Source organism: Novispirillum itersonii, assembly GCF_014205675.1.
Classification (GTDB): domain Bacteria; phylum Pseudomonadota; class Alphaproteobacteria; order Rhodospirillales; family Rhodospirillaceae; genus Novispirillum; species Novispirillum itersonii_A.
Genome location: NZ_JACIIX010000001.1, coordinates 172989 through 193533, shown reverse-complemented (window position 1 = coordinate 193533; position 20545 = coordinate 172989). Strand labels below are relative to the sequence as shown.

Here is a 20545-nt window from a genome sequence, read left to right as displayed (position 1 = left end):
CGCCCTGCCGGAATGATAGTCTGACCCCTGCACCGTGCCGGAGCAGGAGAGCCGCATCATGACCCCCACCGCCGAAGTCACCGAGGCACTGACCCTGCTGAAGGGTGCCGGAACCTGGCATGAGTTCCGCCGCAGTCTGGAAGAACGCGGACTGGATAAGGCCCTGCATCCCGATGATATGCTGGACCTGATGGCGGCGTGGAACACCCGCCGGGCCACGGCGCTGACCGAGGCGGCGCTGACGCAGGAGCTGGAATTCTGGGCCGGCGGCGGCACCTTCGACCAGCATCTGGAAGGCTGGCAGGCGGTTTCCCCCGCCGCGCTGGTGGCGGAAGCGGAACGCCGTGGCTGGTTCACCCGGCGCATGGCCAGCGGCGCGGTGGTCAACCCGCCGGTGGGCAAGCCCCTGATGATCCGCAGCCTTGATGTCATGGTTGCGCCCCCCACCTGACGGATCCTTATTCCCTGTCAACCGGGGCCGGGTTAGCGCCCGGCCCGGCGGTTCATACCAACCGAGGCCGGGTTTTACCGCCCGGCCCGGCGGTTCATGAACGCCAGCCGTTCCAGCAGATGAACGTCCTGCTCGTTCTTCAGCAGGGCCCCGTGCAGCGGCGGCAGGATGCTGCGGGTATCCCCGGCGCGCAGGGCTTCGGCGGTCAGGTCATCGGCCATCAGCAGGCGGATCCAGTCCAGCAGCTCGCTGGTGGACGGCTTCTTCTTCAGGCCCTGCACCTCGCGCAGTTCATAGAACGAGGTCAGGGCATCCCGCACCAGTGCATTGCGGATGCCGGGGTAGTGGACCTCGATGATCTTCTGCATGGTGTCGGCATCGGGGAAGCGGATGTAGTGGAAGAAGCAGCGGCGCAGGAAGGCGTCCGGCAGTTCCTTCTCGTTGTTGGAGGTGATGATCACCACCGGGCGGATGTCGGCCCGCACGGTCTGGCCGGTTTCATGGACGTAGAATTCCATGCGGTCCAGTTCCTGCAACAGGTCGTTGGGGAATTCGATATCCGCCTTGTCGATCTCGTCAATCAGCAGCACCGCCCGCCCGGTGGTGAAGGCCTCCCACAGCTTGCCGGGGCGGATGTAGTTGGCGATATCCTTGACCCGGGGGTCGCCAAGCTGGGAATCGCGCAGGCGGCTGACCGCATCATATTCATACAGGCCGTGCTGGGCCTTGGTGGTGGATTTGACGTGCCACTGGATCAGCGGCACCCCCAGCGACCCGGCGACTTCCTGCGCCAGAACGGTCTTGCCGGTACCGGGTTCCCCCTTAATCAGCAGCGGCCGCTGGAGGGTGATGGCGGCGTTGACGGCGACCATCAGGTCTTCGGTGGCGACATAGGAGTCGGTGCCGGTGAAGCTCATTGCGGGGGGACCTCGGCGCAAGGGAAAGAGGGGCACGGCATTAAAGAAAACTATAACTGTCCCAGACTGTACGGATCCACCGCCGGGGGTCAAGAGAGACCACGGGCGGGAACCGGATCCCCACACGCTGTGGGGGAAATATGGTGAAATCTTCCCCTTCATCCCGGGGGCGTAATCCCCTATGGTCGATGCGGGGATAAGTTATGGTTGTGCATATAAAGGGGATGCGCTTGAGCGTGACGCGCAGAATGCCTGTCCGGATGGGGGTCCGGGTAGGACTGTTTCTTCTGGGGCTGATGATGGCAGGCCCCGTGCACGCCACAGCCGGTGACGCGGTGCCCTACTGCGTGGATCCGGACTGGGCCCCCTATGAATGGATCAGCACACAGGGACGCCATGAGGGGATTGCCGCCGATCTGCTGCGGCTGGTGGCGGAACGGTCCGGCCTGACCCTGCGGCTGATGCCGACCGGGGACTGGAACGAAAGCCTTCAGGCTGCCCGCGAAGGCCAGTGCCAGATGCTCAGTTTCCTCAACACCTCCGCCCAGCGTCGACAGTGGCTGACCTTCACCGATCCCCTGTATGTCGATCCCAATGTCGTCATCACCCATCAGGACCACCCGATGGTCGGGGACCTGACCGACTTTGCCGGGGAAACGGTGGCCCTGCCGAAAGGCACCTCGATTGAGGAACGTCTGCGCCGGGATTACCCGCAGCTGCGGATTGTGACCACGGAGAGTGAGGCGGAAGCCTTCGGTCTGGTATCGACCCGCAAGGCCGATATGGCGATCCGGTCCATGACGGTGGCGGTGGACAGCATCCGCAAGAAGGGCTGGTTCAACCTGAAGGTTGCCGGGCAGGTGCCGGGGTACGAGAACCTGCTGCGGATCGGGGTCCGCAATGAGGTGGCCGAGGATCTGGTGCCGCGCCTGAACAGTGGCATTGCCTCCCTGACCCCGGAAGAGCGGGTGGCGGTGGCCAACCGCCATGTGGCGATTGAGGTGAACACCGGCATTGATCCGGATCTGGTCTGGAACGGGGCGGCGGTGTTGGGCGGAATTCTAGCGGCCAGTCTGTTCTGGGTGCTGAAGCTGAAGACCCTGAACCGCCGTCTGCACCACATGTCACGCACCGATGGACTGACCGGTCTGGGCAACCGCGCCTGCCTGAATGCGCAGCTGGATCAGGTCCGCGCCCGGCTGGGGCGGCAGGGCGGTGTGGCCTCGCTGATCCTGATTGATATCGACCATTTCAAGCGGATCAATGACACCTGCGGCCATCAGGTCGGGGACCGGGTTCTGGCGGAACTGGCCAGCCGCCTGCGGCAGGTGGTCGGTGCCGGGCCGGGGCTGGTCGGCCGGTGGGGGGGCGAAGAGTTTCTGGTGATCTGCCCGGATATGCCGCAGGCCGGGGCGGAGCGGCTGGCCGAAAGAATCCGTCAGGCTGTGGCGGAAACCCCGTTTGCCGATGGGGGCCATCACACCCTGAGTGCCGGAGTCAGCGAACTGACGGCGCTGCCGCAGGTTCCCCCGGATGTCGATGCGGCGCTGGCCCGGGCCGATCAGGCCCTGTACCGGGCCAAGAATGCCGGACGCAACCGGGTGATCGCCGCCTGACCGCCGCAGAAGGACGGAGGGCACGCCCCGGTTCCGGGCATAAAAAAGGTTCTGGGGATAAACAAAAACGGCAGCCGGAGCTGCCGTTTTTCAGTCTGCATCGGATGGGGCCGGATTTAGCCCCGCGCCGCCTGCTGGCCCGAGCTGAAATCGAGGAACGCGTCAACGTCCAGCACGATCAGCAGTTCGCCTTCCAGACGGACCACCCCGGCGGAGATGCCGCGCCAGCGCGGATCCAGCGTCGAGGGGTTCTGCTCAATGGTGCGCATCGGCAGGGTCAGCACGTTGCCGACGCTGTCCACCCGCAGGGAATACAGTTCCTGCCCCTGTTCGACGGTCACGCACATCACGTTGCCTTCGGAGTCTGCCTGTTTCGGCAGCCCGAGGCGGGTGCGGACGTCAATCACGGTGACGATACGGCCGCGCAGGTTGATGGACCCGGCGACTTCCGGCGGGGCCAGCGGGATGCGGGCAATCTTTTCGGGGATCAGGATATCCTGAACCCGTTCCACCGGAATGCCGAACAGCTGCCGCTCGACATAGACAGTGACGAAAACCTGTTCATCCTGAGCACCCACCGTGCGCGCGTTGACCGCGACCACATGCCCCTGGTTGGCGGGAGTCAAATCACCCATCTGTCACATACTCCGGATCTAGCCCCTTGTGCGGCCATAATGACCGGAAAAGCCCCGCTGTTCCAGTCCTTTCCGGTAGGCAAAAGGGATGATGTATACGGCCTTATCCCGCCAGCCTGTCCACCAGCAGCACCCAGCCGGACAGAAAGATCAGGGCGGCCAGCGTATAGGGGCCGTTCCAGCGCCGCCCGACCGTTCCGGCGGTGGTACCGGCCATGGTGGCGGTGACCATCGGCGCGGCCGAGAACGGCGAGGAGGCCGCGGTCAGCGACCATGCCCCGGTCAGGGCCACCGCCAGCGCCACCGGATGAACCCCCATCACCTCCGGCGGCGGCAGGGTGCCGGTCAGCAGGGTGACGGACAGCACCGGATTCATGCCGATCTGCCCGCAGGCCACCACCAGCCACGCCGCCAGCACCACCAGCCCGGAGGGCGGCACCGGCAGGGCGCGCAGGGTGGCGGCGACCACATCGGCGGGCACAAGGGCGGAGATGCAGGCCCCGATGAAGGCGGCGGACGACAGCAGGGTGATTTCGTTACAGTAGCCGGGGAAAAACCGCAGGCCATGCCCGCGCATCCGCTGCGCGGTCCGCGACAGGGCCACCCGGGCCGACGGGGCGGCGGCCAGCATCTGCACCAGAATCCAGCCGCAGCCGATCAGCGGCGTCGCCGTCATCACCGCCACCACCAGCCGGGCCCCGGACAGGGCCGACCACAGGCCGCCGACGGCGAAAATCAGGATCACCAGCCCGACCACCGGCAGCAGCACCGTCCACGGTTCCCCCGATGTCGGCCAATGCTGCTGGCGCTGATCCGGCGGCGGGCGCAGGGTACGGTCGGCCAGCCAGCCGATAACCATAAACCCGGCGGCAGTGCCAAGGGCCCACGGCGCGAGATGTTCCCACCGCAGCTGCGGCAGGGCGGTCAGGACCACGGCGAGGGAGACGGTCAGCGGTGACCACGGCAGGATCAGGCTGAAGCCACGGTGGACCGCGCTCATCATCCGCCGCAGCCGCAACCGCCCGCGTGGGCTGTCGTCATCGCCGACGCCGGAGCGGACAATCGCCCCCAGCAGCGGGATGACCCCGAAGTTCAGGATAATCCCGAACAGATGCGCCCCGGAGGCCAGCGCGACATAGCGCCGCCCCGGCGGCTGGGCCGCCAGCCACAGGCCGCAGCGGCGGACCAGCGGGCTGGTTTCCGCCGCATCGCGCAGAAACCCGAGGGAGGCATACAGCCCGGCAACGAAGGCTGCCCCGGCGGTGGCGCGGCGCAGCACCGCCGGGGCAGCCTGCGGGGCCAGCAGGGCGGTGGCGGCGGCCAGAACGGCGCTGAGGAGGACGAAACTGCGGGCCTTCACGCTCATATCCGGCAGGCAGGCCGCTGCATAGAGGAACAGGCCACCCCCGGCGAGGAGCGCCAGAACGGGGGCGGATCCGGCAGGCAGGGCATCGCCTGCCAGCACGCCGATCAGCATCACGCTGAGGGACAGGGCGGCAAACCGGTGGCGGGCACCGGACGGAGATGCAGGGCGTGAGGGGAAGGGGGGCATGGTCAGGCCGGTTCAGTCTGGGGGCCTGACCGGGATACTCCCGCCGGGGGCAGGCTGTCCAGCCCCGGCGGACCGGGAGAGGGGCCGGGGGTCAGTCGGCGGCGGTCTGAACCGTGCTGCCGCGCCGGGCCTGAAGATATTCCTGCATCTTCTGGGCCCGCCAGTTCTCAGCGTAGGTTTTGGCGACCTGACGCTGCTGGTCCTGCTGGGCGCGCAGGGATTCCATTTTCTGGCGCTGCTGTTCAAGGGCGGCCAGCTGGGCCGGGGTGAACAGCGGCTTCACCGACAGGATCGGCTGGCGCTGGGCTGGCAGAGGCAGGGCGGCAGGCATGGCCACCGGGCGGTTGCCGGTCGCCAGTTCCGCCGTGGTCAACGCGGTGCCGGTATCGCGGTTCAGGCGGGTCCATTCCTTGGCCAGAACGCCGCTGTAGCGGATGGCGTGAACTTCGGTGGCGGAATGATACCGGGTGGCGGCCCGGGTCCAGGCGCCGGTTTCCTCGTACAGATTGGTCAGGAATTCCACCGCATAGCCGACGTTGGCGGCGGGGTCGAAGGCCTGTTCCAGCGAGTCGAAGGCATCGCCGTGGTACATCAGGTTGATCTGCATGCAGCCGACGTCAATGTTCTTGACGCCCCGGGCCTGAAGGCCCCGCACTTCGGAAATGGCTTCCGCCTTGGTGCGGAAATATCTGCCGCGTCCTTCGGCCATGACTGTCCACGGCCAGGCAACTTTTGCCTCCCGGGCATCATCCCAGCGGCCGGATTCGACATGCGACAGGGCGGTCAGCAGGTTGCGCGGGAATCCGGCCTGCCGTTCCTGCCGCTCCGTTTCGCGGCGGCACAGCACACCGTCGGGGCCAAGGCCGCCATCGGGGGTCGCCGGGGCATTGGCGGCAGCGGACAGAGCCGGGGCTGCGCGCGGCAGGGGCGGCGACTGGACCGGAGTCGGGACGCCGGGGCGGGCGGGCAGATCAAAAAAGCGCGGCTGTGTGCTGGCGGCGGCAACAGCCTGACGGCTGGCGGCGGCCTGCGGGGTGTTGGTCAGGGGGGCGGCGGTGGCCGGAGACAGCATGGCGGCGACCGTCAGCAGCGCCACGGCAACGCCGGTCGCCTGACGGATCAGGCGGGGGCGGAGCGGGCGGTGCGGTGCGGTGCGGGTCAGCATGGCGGTCCGGCAGCAGGGGAGGAGGATGGCGAGAGGATAAGCAAAGCCTGTGCCATGCGGAGAAAAACTGGAAATGAACAAAAATGAAGCATGCTTAAAAAATGTGCTTGCGCTCAGGGGCGGGCTGTCGTACTTTTGCATTGCAGCAACAAGAGAGCCCTCGGGTTCGTTGCCTGCCTTTTTGGACGTTTCCTCCCTAAACTTGGGCCCCCGGCTAATCCCCGGGGGCTTTTTTCTGGTCTGGAGGACAACAGGCAAGAAGAGGCAGGGAAAACCGGGATATGCCGGTCTGCTCTGACATGCCGCTTTCCGGGATGGTGCGTGTTCGGGACGGTCCTGCCGCCGCCAAAGGGGGGTGACAGTCGATGCTGCAATGCGGCATATGGCCGGTCCGGTTGCCCCTCCGCCGGGCGGGCCGCGTCAGCGCCATTGGGACAGGTCGGCAATTCCCTTTTTCTGGAAGCAGGCTTTCATCGCGGCATAGGACGGGTCGGTCATCCAGTCGGCGCGGCACTGGACCTTGCGATGGGCGATCACTTCGGCGCGGCAGTCTGCGGCGGCCTTCGGGACTTTTGACTGTCCGGTGAAGGAGCCGTTTTCATTGGTGCAGGGCAGGGTCATCATCTCCAGCGCCGGAACACGGCTGCCGCTGCCTGCCGCTGGCGGCGGGGCGGCGGTTGTTCCGGTCGGCGGCATCAGGGCGCGGGCCTGTGCCAGCGTGGCGGCGGTGACGGCCCCGTGAGTCGAGGCCACAGTGCCGCCGGAGGACAGACCGGCGGCCAGCGCCGCAAAGTCCTGCGGTGATGTCGCCCCGACCGCCGCCCCCAGACCCTGCGCCATATACTGTTGCGTCATGGCCGCCATGGCCTGATCGGGGGAGGTGGCCCCGGTCATCACCCCGACCACCTGTGACAGGTTCAGCGCATTGACCCCGCCGGGTCCGCCGCCGCCAAGCGCCCCGGCCATCTGCCCCATCGAGGAGGCCAGCAATCCCCCGGCCGCTGCCTGAAACAGGGTGCCGAGCAGGTCCGGCCCGTCATTGGCTGCGGCCTGCTGCCGGGCTTCCTGCTGCGACTGGGCGGCGGTGGCGGCCAGATAGTTCTGCCGGATCTGGGCGATCCGGACCGGATCCGCCGGAGACAGGATGATCCGCGTCTTCGGCTTCACCGGCTCCGACGCGAAAATACCATACTCCTGCTGGCCTGTGCTTTTGGTGGTGCGGGTGCCGGAAAACATGAAGATCCCGCTTTGCAGGCCAATCCCGTTGGGGTCGGTCTGGGCGCGGAGGCCATCCGTCGGGGGCAGGCTGACATATTCGAAGTCACCGTCATAGGTGACGTCAGGCCCATCCAGAAGTTGCCCCTTGCTGTACGCCCAGAAGGTGTAATGGGTGAACGGATTTTGGAACTTGCGTCCGGTCCCGGCGAAAAACTGGGTGTCGGTCCGCCACAGCTCCACATAGTTCCAGTCGCGGCTGGCGTCGGTGGTGAAGGGGTAAACCGTGCCGGGGTGGGTGGGGTCAGTGACCTCGTAGGATGCATTGGGGGCAAAGCGGCCATCAGAAAACGGCCCGCGATAGGTCAGCCCGGTGGTGTTATCGCGGAAGACCCCGATGCCGTCATCGCAGTTGCCTTCCAGGCAGACGCCGCCGGTGGGCATGGCGTGGGCGGGCAGGGCGGCGATAAGCGGCAGGCCGATCACCAACAGGCGGAGAGGGGAAGCAGTCATCGCGGCTCCGGGCTGATGTTGCCAGTAGACGGACAATACCTCTGATTTTATATAATCGAAAGGAGCGATCAGAGTTCGGCCGCTTGTCTGGGCTGCCGCGACCGCGACAGGAGAACGGGGTGTGACGATGATTCTGCGGGGGCTGATTGTTCTGCTGGCACTGCTGATGCTGCCAGTCACGGCCGGTGCGGCCAGTAAGGTGGCAAAAGACAGTGCTCCGCCCGGCAAAACCCGGAAACCGGACGGAATGCCGCAGGAAGTGCGGACCTTCATCCTCGGCAATGTCCTGTTCACCCTGTATCACGAGCTGGGGCACGCGCTGATTCATGAGCTGCAACTGCCGGTGCTGGGCCGCGAGGAAGACGCGGTGGATAATCTGGCATCGCTGCTGATGGTGCCGGAGGCCGGGGACCGGGAAATGGCCGACCGGGTGCTGGCGGCGGCACAGGGCTGGCTGATGTCCGCCACCAACACCGACGAGGACGAGGAACTGGCGTTCTGGGACGAGCACGGGCTGGATATGCAGCGGTTCTATTCGGTGGTCTGCGTACTGTATGGGGCCGACCCTGACCGTTTCGGCGATTTTGCCGACGAGGCCGATCTGCCGGATTATCGCCGCGAAGCCTGCGGGCAGGAATACGAACAGATCAGCACCAGCTGGGCCAAGCTGCTGGAACCCCACATGATTGCCGACGGCGACAAACGCCGCAGCCGGGTGCGGGTGGTGCATGAAACCCCGGCCCCGGAATACCGCAAACTCTCCGCCCTGCTCCGCGAGTCCCGCTTGATGGAAACGGTGGCCGAGGATGTGCGGACCGGCTTTGTGCTGCCCCATGAGCTGACGATCCGGGCGGCAGCCTGCGACGAGGCCAATGCCTATTTTGATCCGGAAGACCTCTCGGTCACTCTCTGTTACGAGCTGCTGGAGGAATTCGAGGCCCAGATCACCGCCGATCTGGAAGAGGCTGACGACGAGTAGGATCAGGCGGCGGCGCGGCGGCGGCGATCGGCCAGTGTCTTCAGTCCTTGGTGGCCGCTGACCAGCGTGATTCCGGCAATCACCATGCCTGCCCCGGTCAGGAAACCGGGATCGACCGGTTCGTCCAGCAGCCAGGCGCCCAGCCCGACCCCGAACAGCGGGGTCATGAATGACAGCACGCCAAGCCGGGAGGACAGATATTTCCGCAGCAGCCAGAACCAGATCATGAAGGCGGTGAAGGACACCATCAGCGCCTGAAAGGTCAGGCTGGCCAGTGCCAGCGGGGTCGGATTGAAGCCCGTCTGGTCCAGCGCCGCCGCGCTGCCCAGCAGCACCACAAAGGCCACCGCCAGCTGATAGAACAGGGTCTGCCGGGCCGGGGCCTGTGCCAGCCGGGTGATGCGGATCACCACCGTGGTGCCACCCCAGGCCATTCCGGCCAGAACCGCCAGAAGATCGCCCAGCAGCGACGCGCCGCCGGGGGCAGCCGGATGCCCGAGGAAGGCGGCGGCAATCCCACCGAAGGCCAGCAGGATTCCGGCCCATTGCACCGGGGCCAGCCGTTCCGCCGGGACCAGAAAATGCAGGGCCAGCGCGGTGAACACCGGCGCGGTGTACAGGAACACCACCGCGTGGGAGGACGATGTCAGGCGCAGGGCCTCCCCCAGAATCAGGAACTCCACGGCAAACAGCCCCCCGGCGATCAGCCCCGGGGCCAGTGTGCCGTCCCCCCGGCGCGGCAGCTCGCGCTTCCACAGCATCAGGGCGCCGACCAGTGCGGCGGCAATCCCGGAACGCAGGGCGATCTGCAACACCGGGGAAATATCGTGCAGGGTGGCTTTCAGGGCCACCTGTTGCAGGCCAAGGGCAGCACAGACGATCAGCATCAGGCCGAAGGCCTGTCCGTCAACAGGTTTACGGGAATCCATGGGGGAGTCTTCCGGTCAGGGGTGTTCTGTCCGGTCAGGATGCGGATTGTCCGGAAGAAGATATATAGCTAAAATCAGACAAAGCGGTTCTGAAACCGGCCACAGGGATCCCGATGAGCTTTCTGCCCCGCCATTTTCCGCAGCCACCGTTCGCCACGGCCCTGCCGCAGCCGCTGTACTTCCGCACCGCCTGCATGCCCGCTGATGCCGCCTATCCCAGCCACCGCCATCCGTGGGGGGAGTTCGTCTATTCCTACAGCGGGGTGATGGAGGTGCGGGTCGGCGACCGGCAGTATCTGGTGCCGTCGCAGTATGGCCTGTGGCTGCCGCCGGATGTGGAGCATCAGGGGCTGAACCGGTATGAGGCCTGTCATTCCTCGCTGTATGTCAGCGGCCCGCTGTGTGCCCGCCTGCCTGCCGCCACCTGCGCGCTGGAGATCAGCCCGCTGGTCCGGGCCCTGCTGGAACATCTGCGGGCGGTGCCGCCGCAGGTGCCGGACCGCCCGGAAGATGTCCGGCTGCTGGAGGTGCTGGTTGACCAGCTGACGCTGGCCCGCCCGGTCGGCAGTTACCTGCCGACCTCGACCGATCCGCTGCTGGCCCCGGTTCTGGCGGCGCTGGAAGCCGACCCCGGCGATAACCGCCCGGTGGCGGAGCTGGCGCGGCAGGCGGGAACCACCGAACGCACCCTGACCCGGCGCTGTCTGCGCGATCTGGGGATGCCGCTGTCAGAATGGCGGCAGCGGTTGCGGGTGGTGGCGGCCATGACCCGGCTGGAAGGGGGGCGGAAGGTGGAAACCATCGCCCGGGATCTGGGGTATGGCAGTCCGTCGGCGTTTATCGCCATGTTCCGCCGCCTGACCGGCACCAGCCCGGATGAATACCGCCGCCGCAACGGCGGGAACTGACCGAGGGGCTAATCTGGGGGGAGCTAACCGGGGATCAGAGGGCAAAAACCCGGTCGCGGCCGCCTTCCTTGGCGGCATACAGGGCGGCGTCGGCCCGGCTGGTCAGGCTGTCGAAACTGTCCCCCGGGCGCAGGGTGGCAACCCCGATGCTGATGGTGAATGGTACCGGCTGACCATTCTCTGACATCACCGGCGGGCGCTGCCGGACCCGCAGGCACAGGCGTTCGGCCATGGCCCGTGCGTCTGCGGCGGCGGTGCCGGGCAGCAGCAGGGCGAATTCCTCCCCGCCCATCCGGGCAACGGTGTCCGTGGTCCGCGATTCTCCGTTCATATCATCGGCCAGAGTCTGAATCACCCGGTCTCCGGTGGGGTGGCCCCAGCGGTCGTTGACCAGTTTGAAGCGGTCGATATCAATCAGCAGCAGCGACAGCGGAGAGTCCTGTGCGATGCTCCCGGCGGCCAGAGCGGCACCGGTGGCCACCAGATGGCGCCGGTTATAGACGCCGGTCAGCGGGTCGGTGATGGACAGGCGGCGCATCGCCTCGCGCTGGCGCAGCGCAACCCGGTGGGCGCGGAAGGCAATGCCCGCCAGACCCAGCAGAACGGTAAACCCGGAACCAAGCTGCCAGCAGCGTTTCCGCCAGTCACCGAGGGCATCGCTCAGGTCAAAACCGACAAAAATCAGCAGCGGAACGTTCTCGATCTTGCTGACCCCGAAGATCCGTTCCCGCCCGTCGATCTGGGATTTGGCAACCATGGTCTGGCTGGCCCGCTCACTGCCGAACTGCCGCAGGGTATCGGTGCGCGGTGGCAGGCGTCTCCCGATGGCGTCGGCGATGTAGGGGGCGCGGGCCAGAATCGTCATGCTGTCATCGGTCAGGGTCAGCACATCATTGGGGCCGACCGGCACCGTATTCAGCCAGTCCTGCGCATAGGACAGCGGGATGGAGGCGAGGCTGCCCCCGGTCATATGGCGATCCGGGCCGGAGTGATGGCGGGCCACCAGCAGCACCGGCTGCTGGGAGACGGACTGTTCTGCCGGGATATATTGCAGGTGAACCCGGTCTTCCACTGGCACCTGCCGGTCGGTGCAGAAGCTTTGGCTGCTGTGGTAGCCGAGAAAGGCCGGGTTGGAGGTTGCCCGGTAGACGCAGTCCGGCCCGTACAGGAACAATGACCGTACACCGGGCAGGCTGTCGGCCTTGACCGTCAACAGGCTGTTAAGGCGTTCGGTCTCCGCCGGGGTGGCGGTGCGCCGGATCAGCTCCTCCGGCGGGATCATGTCGTTCAGCCCCTTCAGGACGTAATCCACCGAGACGATGGTGGTTCCCAGCCATTGGGCGAGAAACTGGCTGCGCTGATCAGCCAGCGCGACCCGTTCGGCAATCAGCGCTTCCCGGCTGCGGATCAGGTCCAGCACCAGTCCGGCCCCGATGGCAGCCAGCATCACGAACAGCAGGCCAAACACGCCGGTCATCGCGCACAGGCGCGACAGCGGGGAGGATGGCAGCGGTTTGGACTGGAGGGGCAACGCCAGCCTCTCTGATGTGGATACGGATAGGAACAGCTATCTATATACCAGAGCGGGACTCTCGTCTTACGTTACTTTTGCAACTCCGGCGCGTCCCTGCGTGTCACCGCGCATTGATACTTGTCACAGAACGCGGTCTGTCATTCCGGGGACAGGGTAGAGTGGTGGCTCTCTTTTGATCTCCGTTCAGGATGCACGCCGATGTCTTTATCTGATGCCAAAACCCACCCCGAGTCGGACCGTCCCGTATCTCCGGTCCTGCCGGGGGATGAGCTGTCTGACCGGGATCTGGAGGCGGTCGCCGCCGGAACCTCCACCGAGTGCCAGCGGGACCAGACCGGGTCCTCGATCACCGTCAAGCGGCGCTGAGGCGGTTTTTCTTACAGGCGGGGGGCGCTGACGGCGGGGAAGCGGGCTTTCAGCCGCTTCATCAGTTCGTCGCGCACCTGCCGGTAGCCGTCCAGCCGCATCTCCCGTGATCCTTCCAGAATCGACGGATCAAAGGTGCGCCAGAACTCCACATCGCAGGCCGAGGTGCGGGTCATTTCCACGGCCTTGTGCTGGGCTTCCGGCGACAGCGAGATCACAAGATCAAAGTTGTCATCGTCCAGTTCCTCGAAGGTTTTCGGGCGGTGGCGGGAAATATCGATGCCGATTTCGTCCATGACCTCGATGGCAAAGCCATCGGGTTCCCCCTTGCGGGCACCGACGGAGTCAACATAGATGCGGGTCCCGTGCAGCCATTTCAGGATTCCGGCCGCCATGACGGAGCGGATGGAATTCATGGTGCAGGCGAACAGGACGGCGGACGGCAGGCCGTTGCTCACCCCGGTCACCCGCGCAGATGCAGGACGCAGACTAACGTAAACAGGCGGCGGGCGGTGTCTTCATCGACGTCGATCCCGTGGTCGTTCAGGCGTTCGGCCAGCATCGCCGCGCCTTCGTTGTGCAGACCGCGCCGCCCCATGTCGATGGATTCAATCTTTGACGGCGTGGCGGAGCGGATGGCGGTGTAATAGCTTTCGCAGACCATGAAGTATTCCCGCACGATCGAGCGGAAGCCCTTCAGCGACAGGAAAGTGGTGGTCAGCGGCTGGTCATCGCGGTTGTTGACCTGCACGATCAGCTTGTCGCCATCCAGCGACAGATGCAGGGAGTAAGGGCCGCTGACGCCATCCTGCCGGACCCGGAAGTAGTTTTCCTCCAGCAGGTCATAGATGGCGACGCTGCGTTCATGCTCGACTTCGGGACGCCGACGCACCAGTGTCCGTTCATCCAGATGAACCGCGCAAATGCTGTGTTCCACTGCGTGCATTGTCCCCCCGCAGGCTGGACTGATCCGGTGCGGCCGTTCAGGTGGCGGCCCCGGATCAGGCGGTTTGCTTCCCCCCGGTTTCCCGGTCTGCCCGCGCTGTTTGGCCGTGCGCGGGGCATTTGGTGTCCGGCCTGCGCCGCCGGAAGGGCGTAACGGGTGAAACCCCGGTGGCAGGCAGGCCCACCGTCGGGGGGTAACGGGTTATTTCAGGCGCAGCGCCACCGACAGGCCATGGGCCTGCAGGCCTTCCGCCCCGGCCAGCGTCACGGCGGCGGGGCCGATCAGGGCCAGCGCCTCCGGCGTGCAGCCGAGCAGCGAGGTGCGCTTCATGAAGTCCAGCACGCCAAGGCCGGAGGAGAACCGGGCCGAGCGGGCGGTGGGCAGCACATGGTTGGGGCCGCCGACATAGTCGCCGACCGCCTCCGGGGTGTGACGGCCGAGGAAGATCGCCCCGGCATGGCGGATGCGGGCAGCCAGTGCCTCCGGCTCCTCCACCGCCAGCTCAAGGTGTTCGGCGGCAATGCGGTCGGCCAGCGCCGGGGCATCGCGCCGCAGGTCTTCCACCACGATCAGGGCGCCGTGGGTCTGCCAGCTTTCCCGGGCAATCCCGGCGCGCGGCAGGGTCTTCAGGTGCTCCTCCACCGCGTCGGCGACGGCGGCGGCAAAGGCGGCGTCATCGGTGATCAGGATCGACTGGGCGGCGGTGTCATGCTCGGCCTGACTCAGCAGATCCATGGCGATCCACGCCGGATCGTTGGCGGCATCGGCGATCACCAGAATTTCCGACGGCCCGGCGATCATATCGATGCCGACAATCCCGAACACCTGCCGCTTGGCGGCGGCGACAAAGGCATTGCCGGGGCCGACGATCTTGTCCACCGGGCGGATGGTTTCGGTGCCATAGGCCAGTGCCCCGACCGCCTGCGCCCCGCCGATGCGGTAGATTTCATCCACCCCGGCTTCGCGGGCGGCGGCCATCACCAGCGGGTTGAGGACGCCGTCGGGGGTCGGCACCACCATCACCAGACGGTCAACCCCCGCCACCTTGGCCGGAATCGCGTTCATCAGCACCGACGACGGATAGGCGGCGGTTCCGCCGGGAACATACAGACCGGCAGCCTCGACCGCTGACCAGCGGGAGCCGAGGCGGACCCCGGCGTCATCGGTGTACTGGAAGTCTTCCGGCATCTGGCGGCGGTGATAGGCGCGGATGCGCTCCGCCGCCTGCCGCAGGGCCACCAGCAGGGCCGGATCGACGCTGTCCGCCGCCGAGTTGATCTCGTCGGCGGTCAGGCGGATCTGATCCGGGGTCAGGGACTGACGGTCAAAGCGGTTGGTGTATTCGGTGACAGCGGCATCCCCCCGGGCGCGCACGTCGGCCAGAATGGCGGCGACGGTGGCATTCACATCGGGGTCGTTTTCCCGCTTCTGGTTCAGAAGGTCGGTGAAAGCGGCCTCAAAACCAGCGTCGGAGGCGTGCAGGGTGACCGGACCGCGCGGGGTGTCGGCGTTCATCAGGCGGCTCCCTTCTCAACAACGGTGCGGAAGGTGTCGATCCAGCCGTTCAGTTCCGCCGGGCGCACCTTCAGGGCGGCGCGGTTGACGATCAGGCGGGAGGACACCTCGGCGATGGTTTCCACTTCCACCAGCCCATTGGCCTTCAGGGTCGATCCGGTGGAGACCAGATCGACGATGCGGCTGCACAGGCCCAGCGTCGGGGCCAGTTCCATGGCACCGTTCAGCTTGACGCATTCCGCCTGCACGCCACGGGCGGCGAAGTGCTGGCGGGTCACTTCCGGGTATTTGGTGGCGATGCGCACATGGCTCCACTGGCTGGGGTCGCCGTGGGTGAGGGAGCCGCGGTCGGCCCCCTGCGCCAGTTCCGCCACCGACAGGCGGCAGCGGCCGATGCCGAGATCCAGCGGGGCATAGAGTTCGGGGTATTCGAACTCCATCAGCACGTCGTTGCCGCAGACGCCGAGCTGGGCCGCCCCGAAGGCGACAAAGGTGGCGACGTCAAACGACCGGACCCGGATGATGCGGATATGCGGATGGTTGGTTGCGAAGGTCAGCTGCCGGGAGTCCGGATCATCAAAGGCCGCTTCCGGCTCGATGCCGGCGGCGCGGATCAGGGGCATACATTCCTTCAGGATGCGGCCTTTCGGCAGCGCAATCACCAACGGGTCCGGGGAGGTGGTCATCGTACGGGCAACGCCATCCAGATTATTAACGGACTCCGATGTTTACATGCTTCGCCGCCCTCAAGCCAGAGGGAAAACCCGGTTTCGCGGCGCGGCGGGGGTGCCCTGCAACCGGCGCAGGGCAGGGGCGCGGGCGGGGCGGCCAACAAAAAACCCGGCCAGTGCCGGGTTTTGTCATGCTTATTTTGCCATCAGGTAGGAGACGCCGAAGAACCCGGCCCCCAGGGCGATCAACCCGACCAGAGTGGCCAGCAGAACCCCCTGAATGATCCCGACAACCGGGCTTTTTCCGGCCTTGCGCTCGATACCGGCAATGGCGGCGTTCAGCTTGTCGATCCGGGCCTGCATATGCGGGCGCATGGCCTTCTGCTTATCCGGCGGGAGACGGTTGTACATATCATGCAGCCGCCGGATTTCCCGGACATTTTCTTCCTTGGTACGCCCCTTCGGGTTGCTCATTGACTGTCTGCCCTTCTGCTCCGGCGGCCAGTCGGGCCAGCCGGGCGATCCTTCCCCCAAACGCAGGGGCCTGTGGCCCTGCTGTGTTGTGCCACGCCTGTCCGTGGCCCGGCCTGCACCCTGTCCGGAAACACCGGTGCCGGTCCCGGGGTGTCTGGCCGCACTGCCCCTTCAACAGTGGCGTCCGCATCATCTACGGCTCCGGGTGTACGCCCGGTGCCATCCATGTCCCCGGCAGGACCGTAACACAGGGTAACCGGTGCGCAAAGAGACAACACAGGCGTACTACCATACAGACAAAAGCCGCAGGGTGGGCGCGAAGGGGCCGGTATGATGGCGTAAAATCATCAGTCTGCCGGTGAGTGCTGCGGGGCGGTGCTGTTTTCCTCCCCGCTGTCGTCCCCGTCGTCGTCAATGGTGGTTTCCATCAGGCTGTGGAGGCGGACGTCCAGCTCCCGCAGGGAAATCGGTTTGCGCATCACCAGATCGACATCGGCCCCCAGTCCTTCCAGATCGGCGGATCCGCGCTGCGGCTGACCGGTCATGACAATGACGAACACCTGCGGATAGTCCTCGGCAATCCGTTCCGCCAGTTCCACCCCGGATCCTTCCGGCATGTGAATGTCGGTGACGACGATGTCAATCGGCGGCAGCGCCGGGCGGTTGCCGTCGCCATGGGCCTGTTCCAGCAGGGCAATGGCGGGATGGCCGCCGTGGGCGGTGCTGACCAGCCAGCCGGAATGGCGCAGGCCGTCGGCGATCTCGGTACGGGCCAGCGGTTCATCATCGACCACCAGCACATGGCCATGGGGTTGGCCGGGGAGGGACGCCCCGGGGCCATCGGTGATGTGGTGCAGGTCATCCGATGTGGCGTCATGGCAGGGGGCGGGCGGGATTTCCAGCACCATGCAGGCCCCGCCGAGATCCGGGCTGCTGAGGGCGTGCAGGTCGCCGTCCATCGCCCGCAGGATATCGCGGCTGATCGCCAGCCCCAGTCCGGTGCCTTTTCCGGCGGCCTTGGTGGTGTAGAAGGGCTCAAACACCTGCTCCCGCACGGCGGGGGGGATGCCGGGGCCGCTGTCGGCAACGCTGATGGTCAGGCTGCGCGGCGTGTGGCGGGGGAAGGGCGGCAGCGGGGCATTCACCGCCACCTGCACCCGGCGCGGGGTGTCGGCGGGGCGGTCGGCCACCGCGTGCAGGGCATTGGTCAGCAGGTTGACCAGCGCCTGTTCCACCTGCCGGGGGCGGCCGTGCCCCAGGGCGGGCAGCTCGTGGCGGTCCACCTCCAGCCGGATTCCGCTGCGGCGGTATTCCTCGCTGACGGTGGCGATGGCGGCATCAACGCTGTGCCACAGGTCAAAGGTGACGGTCGGCACCGGCAGATCGGCGGTGCGTTCCCGCCGGGCGAAAACCTGCATGAAGTCGATGGTGTCAAACAGCCCGGCGGCGGTGGAGGAAATGATCTTCAGGCGTTCGGTCAGTTCCGTCGGGTCCAGCCGCCCCTGATCCAGCCGCAGCAGGCAGCCTTCCGCCGACAGCCGGATGACGTTCAGCGGCTGGTTGATTTCGTGGGCCAGACTGGCCGACATCTTGCCGAGCAGCGCCAGATTGGCGGAATGCTGGACCTCGGCCTCCAGCGCCTTGCGTTCGGTCAGATCATGAACCAGATGGACGATGTAGCGGTCGCCGGTGTGGGCTTCGTCGATGGTGGCGCTGGTGACAAGGGCGGGAAACTCCACCCCGTCGGGGCGGTGGGCGGTGACTTCCCGCTGTTCCGGCTGGCCGGGGCGGTCGGGCGGGGTCAGGCGCGGCAGAATCCCCAGTTCCTCCAGCCGCCGCCCGATGGCGACGCCGTCGCCGATCAGGAACACCCGGCGGGCCATGGCGTTCAGGTAGACAATCCGCCCGACAATATCGGTGGCGACAATGGCCGAGCTGGCCTGATCCAGCACCCCGGCCTGAAAGCGGATGCGGTCTTCCGAGCGTTTGCGGGCGGAAATATCGCGGATCACCTGCACATAGCCGGGCAACTGCTGCGGGTCGGCATCGTCGGGGTTCTGCGGGGTGACCGGCGACAGCACCCATTCCCCCCAGAAGCGGCTGCCGTCGGCGCGCATCAGCCAGCCCTGACCGGAGCTGCGTTCCGGCACCAGATGCAGCCCGGAGCTGAGGGCAGGCGGCACCAGATCCCCGCCCAGAAGATCAAGCCCGCGCACCACTTCCGCCACCGGGCGGCCAAGGACGGCGGCGCGCGAATAGCCGAGCAGGCGGTGGGCCCCGTCGTTCCAGTTGGTGATGATGCCCGCCGCGTCCATGGCGAAGATGGCGTGGTCGGGCACGCTGTCCAGCACCTGCCGGTAGCGGTCTTCCGCCTGCGTCAGGGCTGATTGCCGTTGCAGCAGGGCGCGGCGCATCAGCCACGCCCCGGTTCCGGCGGAAAACAGCAGAATGCTGAGGATGGCGATGCCCAGCGTCAGGCCATGGCGCAGGCGCTTGGCGCGGTCCTGCTCCAGCCGGACCGAGTCAAAGGCAAAATCGTCGAGGTCCAGCGGGGTGTGCACCAGATTCAGGCGGCGCATGGTTTCCTGCACCGCCTGCCAGCGGGCGGGGTTGATGTCGCCGACCTTCACCAGCGGCCAGCCGGTCAGGGCCTTGACCTTCTCAATCTGGCTGCGGTTGATGGTGACGGCGCTGGCCCGGCCGAAAGCATTGGGGAATTCCTCGGCCAGCCGCCCGGCGATTTCGTCGGAATGGCTGAGGGCGTAGGTCCAGCCCTTGACGCTGGCCCGCATGATGCGTTCGACCAGCGCCGGGTCCCGGTCGACCAGACTGCGGCTGGTGAACAGGGTGTCGCCGGGGAATTCCACACCATAATCGCGGGGCCGCACCTCGCGGTAGGGGATCCCCTGATCGGACAGCACCCACGGCGTTGACAGCACCGACCCCAGCAGGGCGTCGGAGGTCTGGAAGCCGGTGAAGGCGCTGCGGTCGGTGATGGTCAGCTCATGCGGCAGAATCAGCATCGACAGCCCGAGTGCCAGAGCCTCGTGCCACTGGGCGGATAGATCGGGGTCGTGGAACCGCATTTCCCGCAGGCTGCGCAGCGAGGTTTCCGGCAGCGCCGGATTCAGGTACAGGGCAAAGGGGCTCCATTGCAGGAAGCTGTTCAGGATCACCAGATCCGAGCCCTGATCCCGCGCCACCAGAATATCCGATGACCCGATGCCGAACTGGGCGCGGCCACTGGCAACGGCAGCGGTGGTGGAGACCGACCGGCCATCCGGCGTGAAGCCGGGGCGGAGTTCCACCTGTAGCCCTTCGTCGGCGTAATAGCCCTGCCACAGGGCGGCGTAATATCCGGCAAACTGGAACTGCGGCACCCCGCGCAGCTGGATCACCACCTTTGGCAGCGTGGAGCTGTCTTCCGTCGCGGCATATCCCGGTGGCAGCCCGGCGGTGACAACCAGCAGCAGGCACAGCAGGGCGGAACGGATCGGGCGCGGGATCGGCAGCATCGGCGCAGTGTACCGGGTTTGATGCAGATGGGAATGGAGATATGGCGGGGCGTAGGACAGCCGGGATCCGGATGCACAAAAGCCCCGGCTGTGGAAGCCGGGGCTTTTGAGAAAATGGCGCGAGTGACGGGGCTCGAACCCGCGACCTTCGGCGTGACAGGCCGACGCTCTAACCAACTGAGCTACACCCGCGTGGTGTGGGCGGGTTTTTAACGGCCTTATCCATCTGATGCAAGGGGAAAAATGCACGGACGTCAAAAAATCGTCACGGCACAAGGCAGAGTGGAAACCGGAGGCCGGAAAAGCAAAACGCCGGTCACGGGGACCGGCGTTTTTGTTGTCTCGGATGATGGCGCGAGTGACGGGGCTCGAACCCGCGACCTTCGGCGTGACAGGCCGACGCTCTAACCAACTGAGCTACACCCGCATCCGAGGAGGCGGTTTATACGGGTCCCGGTGCCCCTTGGCAAGCATAAAATGCAGGAGGCGGAAAAGAAAATAGTGCGGGGAAAATGTAAGGGGATCAGAGGGTTGTCGTAACCCCCAAAAGCAAAACGCCGGTCACGGGGACCGGCGTTTTTGTTGTCTCGGATGATGGCGCGAGTGACGGGGCTCGAACCCGCGACCTTCGGCGTGACAGGCCG

General features: G+C 66.2%; 18 protein-coding genes and 2 tRNA genes. 5 read left to right on the top strand and 15 right to left on the bottom strand.

Annotation, left to right across the window (positions count from 1 at the left end; genetic code table 11):
- Positions 1–58 precede the first annotated feature (58 nt).
- Positions 59–451, top strand: coding sequence for a hypothetical protein (locus FHS48_RS00855; protein WP_184260153.1), 393 nt, complete (start codon positions 59–61; stop codon positions 449–451).
- Positions 452–525: 74 nt separating this feature from the next.
- Here the strand turns inward: FHS48_RS00855 and FHS48_RS00850 are convergent, their stop codons facing one another.
- On the bottom strand, positions 526–1368 hold the full coding sequence (locus tag FHS48_RS00850; protein WP_184260151.1) for an AAA family ATPase: 843 nt from the start codon (positions 1366–1368) through the stop codon (positions 526–528).
- Between the two features lie 311 nt (positions 1369–1679).
- On the opposite strand from FHS48_RS00850, the gene FHS48_RS00845 reads away from it, so the two are divergent.
- A complete protein-coding gene (locus FHS48_RS00845) occupies positions 1680–2984 on the top strand; it encodes a diguanylate cyclase domain-containing protein (RefSeq protein WP_311769052.1) in 1305 nt (434 codons plus the stop codon).
- 116 nt (positions 2985–3100) lie between these two features.
- On the opposite strand, the gene FHS48_RS00840 is transcribed toward FHS48_RS00845, so the two are convergent.
- From FHS48_RS00840 to FHS48_RS00825, 4 genes are all read right to left on the bottom strand, one after another.
- On the bottom strand, positions 3101–3619 hold the full coding sequence (locus tag FHS48_RS00840; protein WP_184260136.1) for a chemotaxis protein CheW: 519 nt from the start codon (positions 3617–3619) through the stop codon (positions 3101–3103).
- A 103-nt stretch (positions 3620–3722) separates the two neighbouring features.
- Positions 3723–5171, bottom strand: a complete 1449-nt coding sequence (locus FHS48_RS00835) for a hypothetical protein (protein WP_184260133.1) — start codon at positions 5169–5171, stop codon at positions 3723–3725.
- A 91-nt stretch (positions 5172–5262) separates the two neighbouring features.
- A complete protein-coding gene (locus FHS48_RS00830; RefSeq protein ID WP_260402278.1) occupies positions 5263–6336 on the bottom strand; it encodes a transglycosylase SLT domain-containing protein in 1074 nt (357 codons plus the stop codon).
- 420 nt (positions 6337–6756) lie between these two features.
- Positions 6757–8064, bottom strand: a complete 1308-nt coding sequence (locus FHS48_RS00825; RefSeq protein WP_184260131.1) for a hypothetical protein — start codon at positions 8062–8064, stop codon at positions 6757–6759.
- Positions 8065–8191: 127 nt separating this feature from the next.
- Here FHS48_RS00825 and FHS48_RS00820 point away from each other — a divergent pair, with 127 nt between their 5' ends.
- On the top strand, positions 8192–9043 hold the full coding sequence (locus FHS48_RS00820; protein WP_260402304.1) for a DUF4344 domain-containing metallopeptidase: 852 nt from the start codon (positions 8192–8194) through the stop codon (positions 9041–9043).
- Positions 9044–9045: 2 nt separating this feature from the next.
- Here FHS48_RS00820 and FHS48_RS00815 read toward each other — a convergent pair whose 3' ends face one another.
- Positions 9046–9972 carry a DMT family transporter gene (locus tag FHS48_RS00815; protein ID WP_184260124.1) on the bottom strand — a complete coding sequence of 309 codons (927 nt, stop codon included), beginning with the start codon at positions 9970–9972 and terminating at the stop codon, positions 9046–9048.
- A gap of 113 nt (positions 9973–10085) precedes the next feature.
- Between FHS48_RS00815 and FHS48_RS00810 the strand changes: the two genes are divergently transcribed.
- The gene (locus FHS48_RS00810; RefSeq protein WP_184260121.1) at positions 10086–10880 is read left to right on the top strand and encodes an AraC family transcriptional regulator; all 795 of its coding nucleotides are present in this window, start codon (positions 10086–10088) and stop codon (positions 10878–10880) included.
- A 34-nt stretch (positions 10881–10914) separates the two neighbouring features.
- On the opposite strand, the gene FHS48_RS00805 is transcribed toward FHS48_RS00810, so the two are convergent.
- Complete coding sequence (locus FHS48_RS00805; protein ID WP_184260119.1) at positions 10915–12411, bottom strand: sensor domain-containing diguanylate cyclase; 1497 nt, start codon at positions 12409–12411, stop codon at positions 10915–10917.
- Between the two features lie 201 nt (positions 12412–12612).
- Here FHS48_RS00805 and FHS48_RS00800 point away from each other — a divergent pair, with 201 nt between their 5' ends.
- Complete coding sequence (locus FHS48_RS00800) at positions 12613–12780, top strand: hypothetical protein (RefSeq protein WP_184260116.1); 168 nt, start codon at positions 12613–12615, stop codon at positions 12778–12780.
- Positions 12781–12791: 11 nt separating this feature from the next.
- On the opposite strand, the gene FHS48_RS00795 is transcribed toward FHS48_RS00800, so the two are convergent.
- The 8 genes from FHS48_RS00795 to FHS48_RS00760 form a co-directional block, all read right to left on the bottom strand.
- A complete protein-coding gene (locus tag FHS48_RS00795) occupies positions 12792–13238 on the bottom strand; it encodes an arsenate reductase ArsC (RefSeq protein WP_184260113.1) in 447 nt (148 codons plus the stop codon).
- 5 nt (positions 13239–13243) lie between these two features.
- Positions 13244–13726: a UPF0262 family protein gene (locus FHS48_RS00790; protein ID WP_184260111.1), complete on the bottom strand. Its 483-nt coding sequence runs from the start codon at positions 13724–13726 to the stop codon at positions 13244–13246.
- 201 nt (positions 13727–13927) lie between these two features.
- Positions 13928–15241: a histidinol dehydrogenase gene (gene hisD, locus FHS48_RS00785; RefSeq protein ID WP_184260109.1), complete on the bottom strand. Its 1314-nt coding sequence runs from the start codon at positions 15239–15241 to the stop codon at positions 13928–13930.
- Positions 15241–15927, bottom strand: a complete 687-nt coding sequence (gene hisG / locus FHS48_RS00780) for an ATP phosphoribosyltransferase (RefSeq protein ID WP_184260107.1) — start codon at positions 15925–15927, stop codon at positions 15241–15243. Before hisG ends, hisD begins: the two co-directional genes overlap by 1 nt.
- Positions 15928–16107: 180 nt before the next feature.
- Positions 16108–16386 carry a hypothetical protein gene (locus tag FHS48_RS00775; RefSeq protein WP_184260105.1) on the bottom strand — a complete coding sequence of 93 codons (279 nt, stop codon included), beginning with the start codon at positions 16384–16386 and terminating at the stop codon, positions 16108–16110.
- 347 nt (positions 16387–16733) lie between these two features.
- The gene (locus FHS48_RS00770) at positions 16734–19901 is read right to left on the bottom strand and encodes a PAS domain S-box protein (RefSeq protein ID WP_184260103.1); all 3168 of its coding nucleotides are present in this window, start codon (positions 19899–19901) and stop codon (positions 16734–16736) included.
- A gap of 115 nt (positions 19902–20016) precedes the next feature.
- Positions 20017–20093, bottom strand: a tRNA-Asp gene (locus FHS48_RS00765).
- A 158-nt stretch (positions 20094–20251) separates the two neighbouring features.
- Positions 20252–20328: transfer RNA gene (locus FHS48_RS00760), tRNA-Asp, on the bottom strand.
- Positions 20329–20545 lie beyond the last annotated feature (217 nt).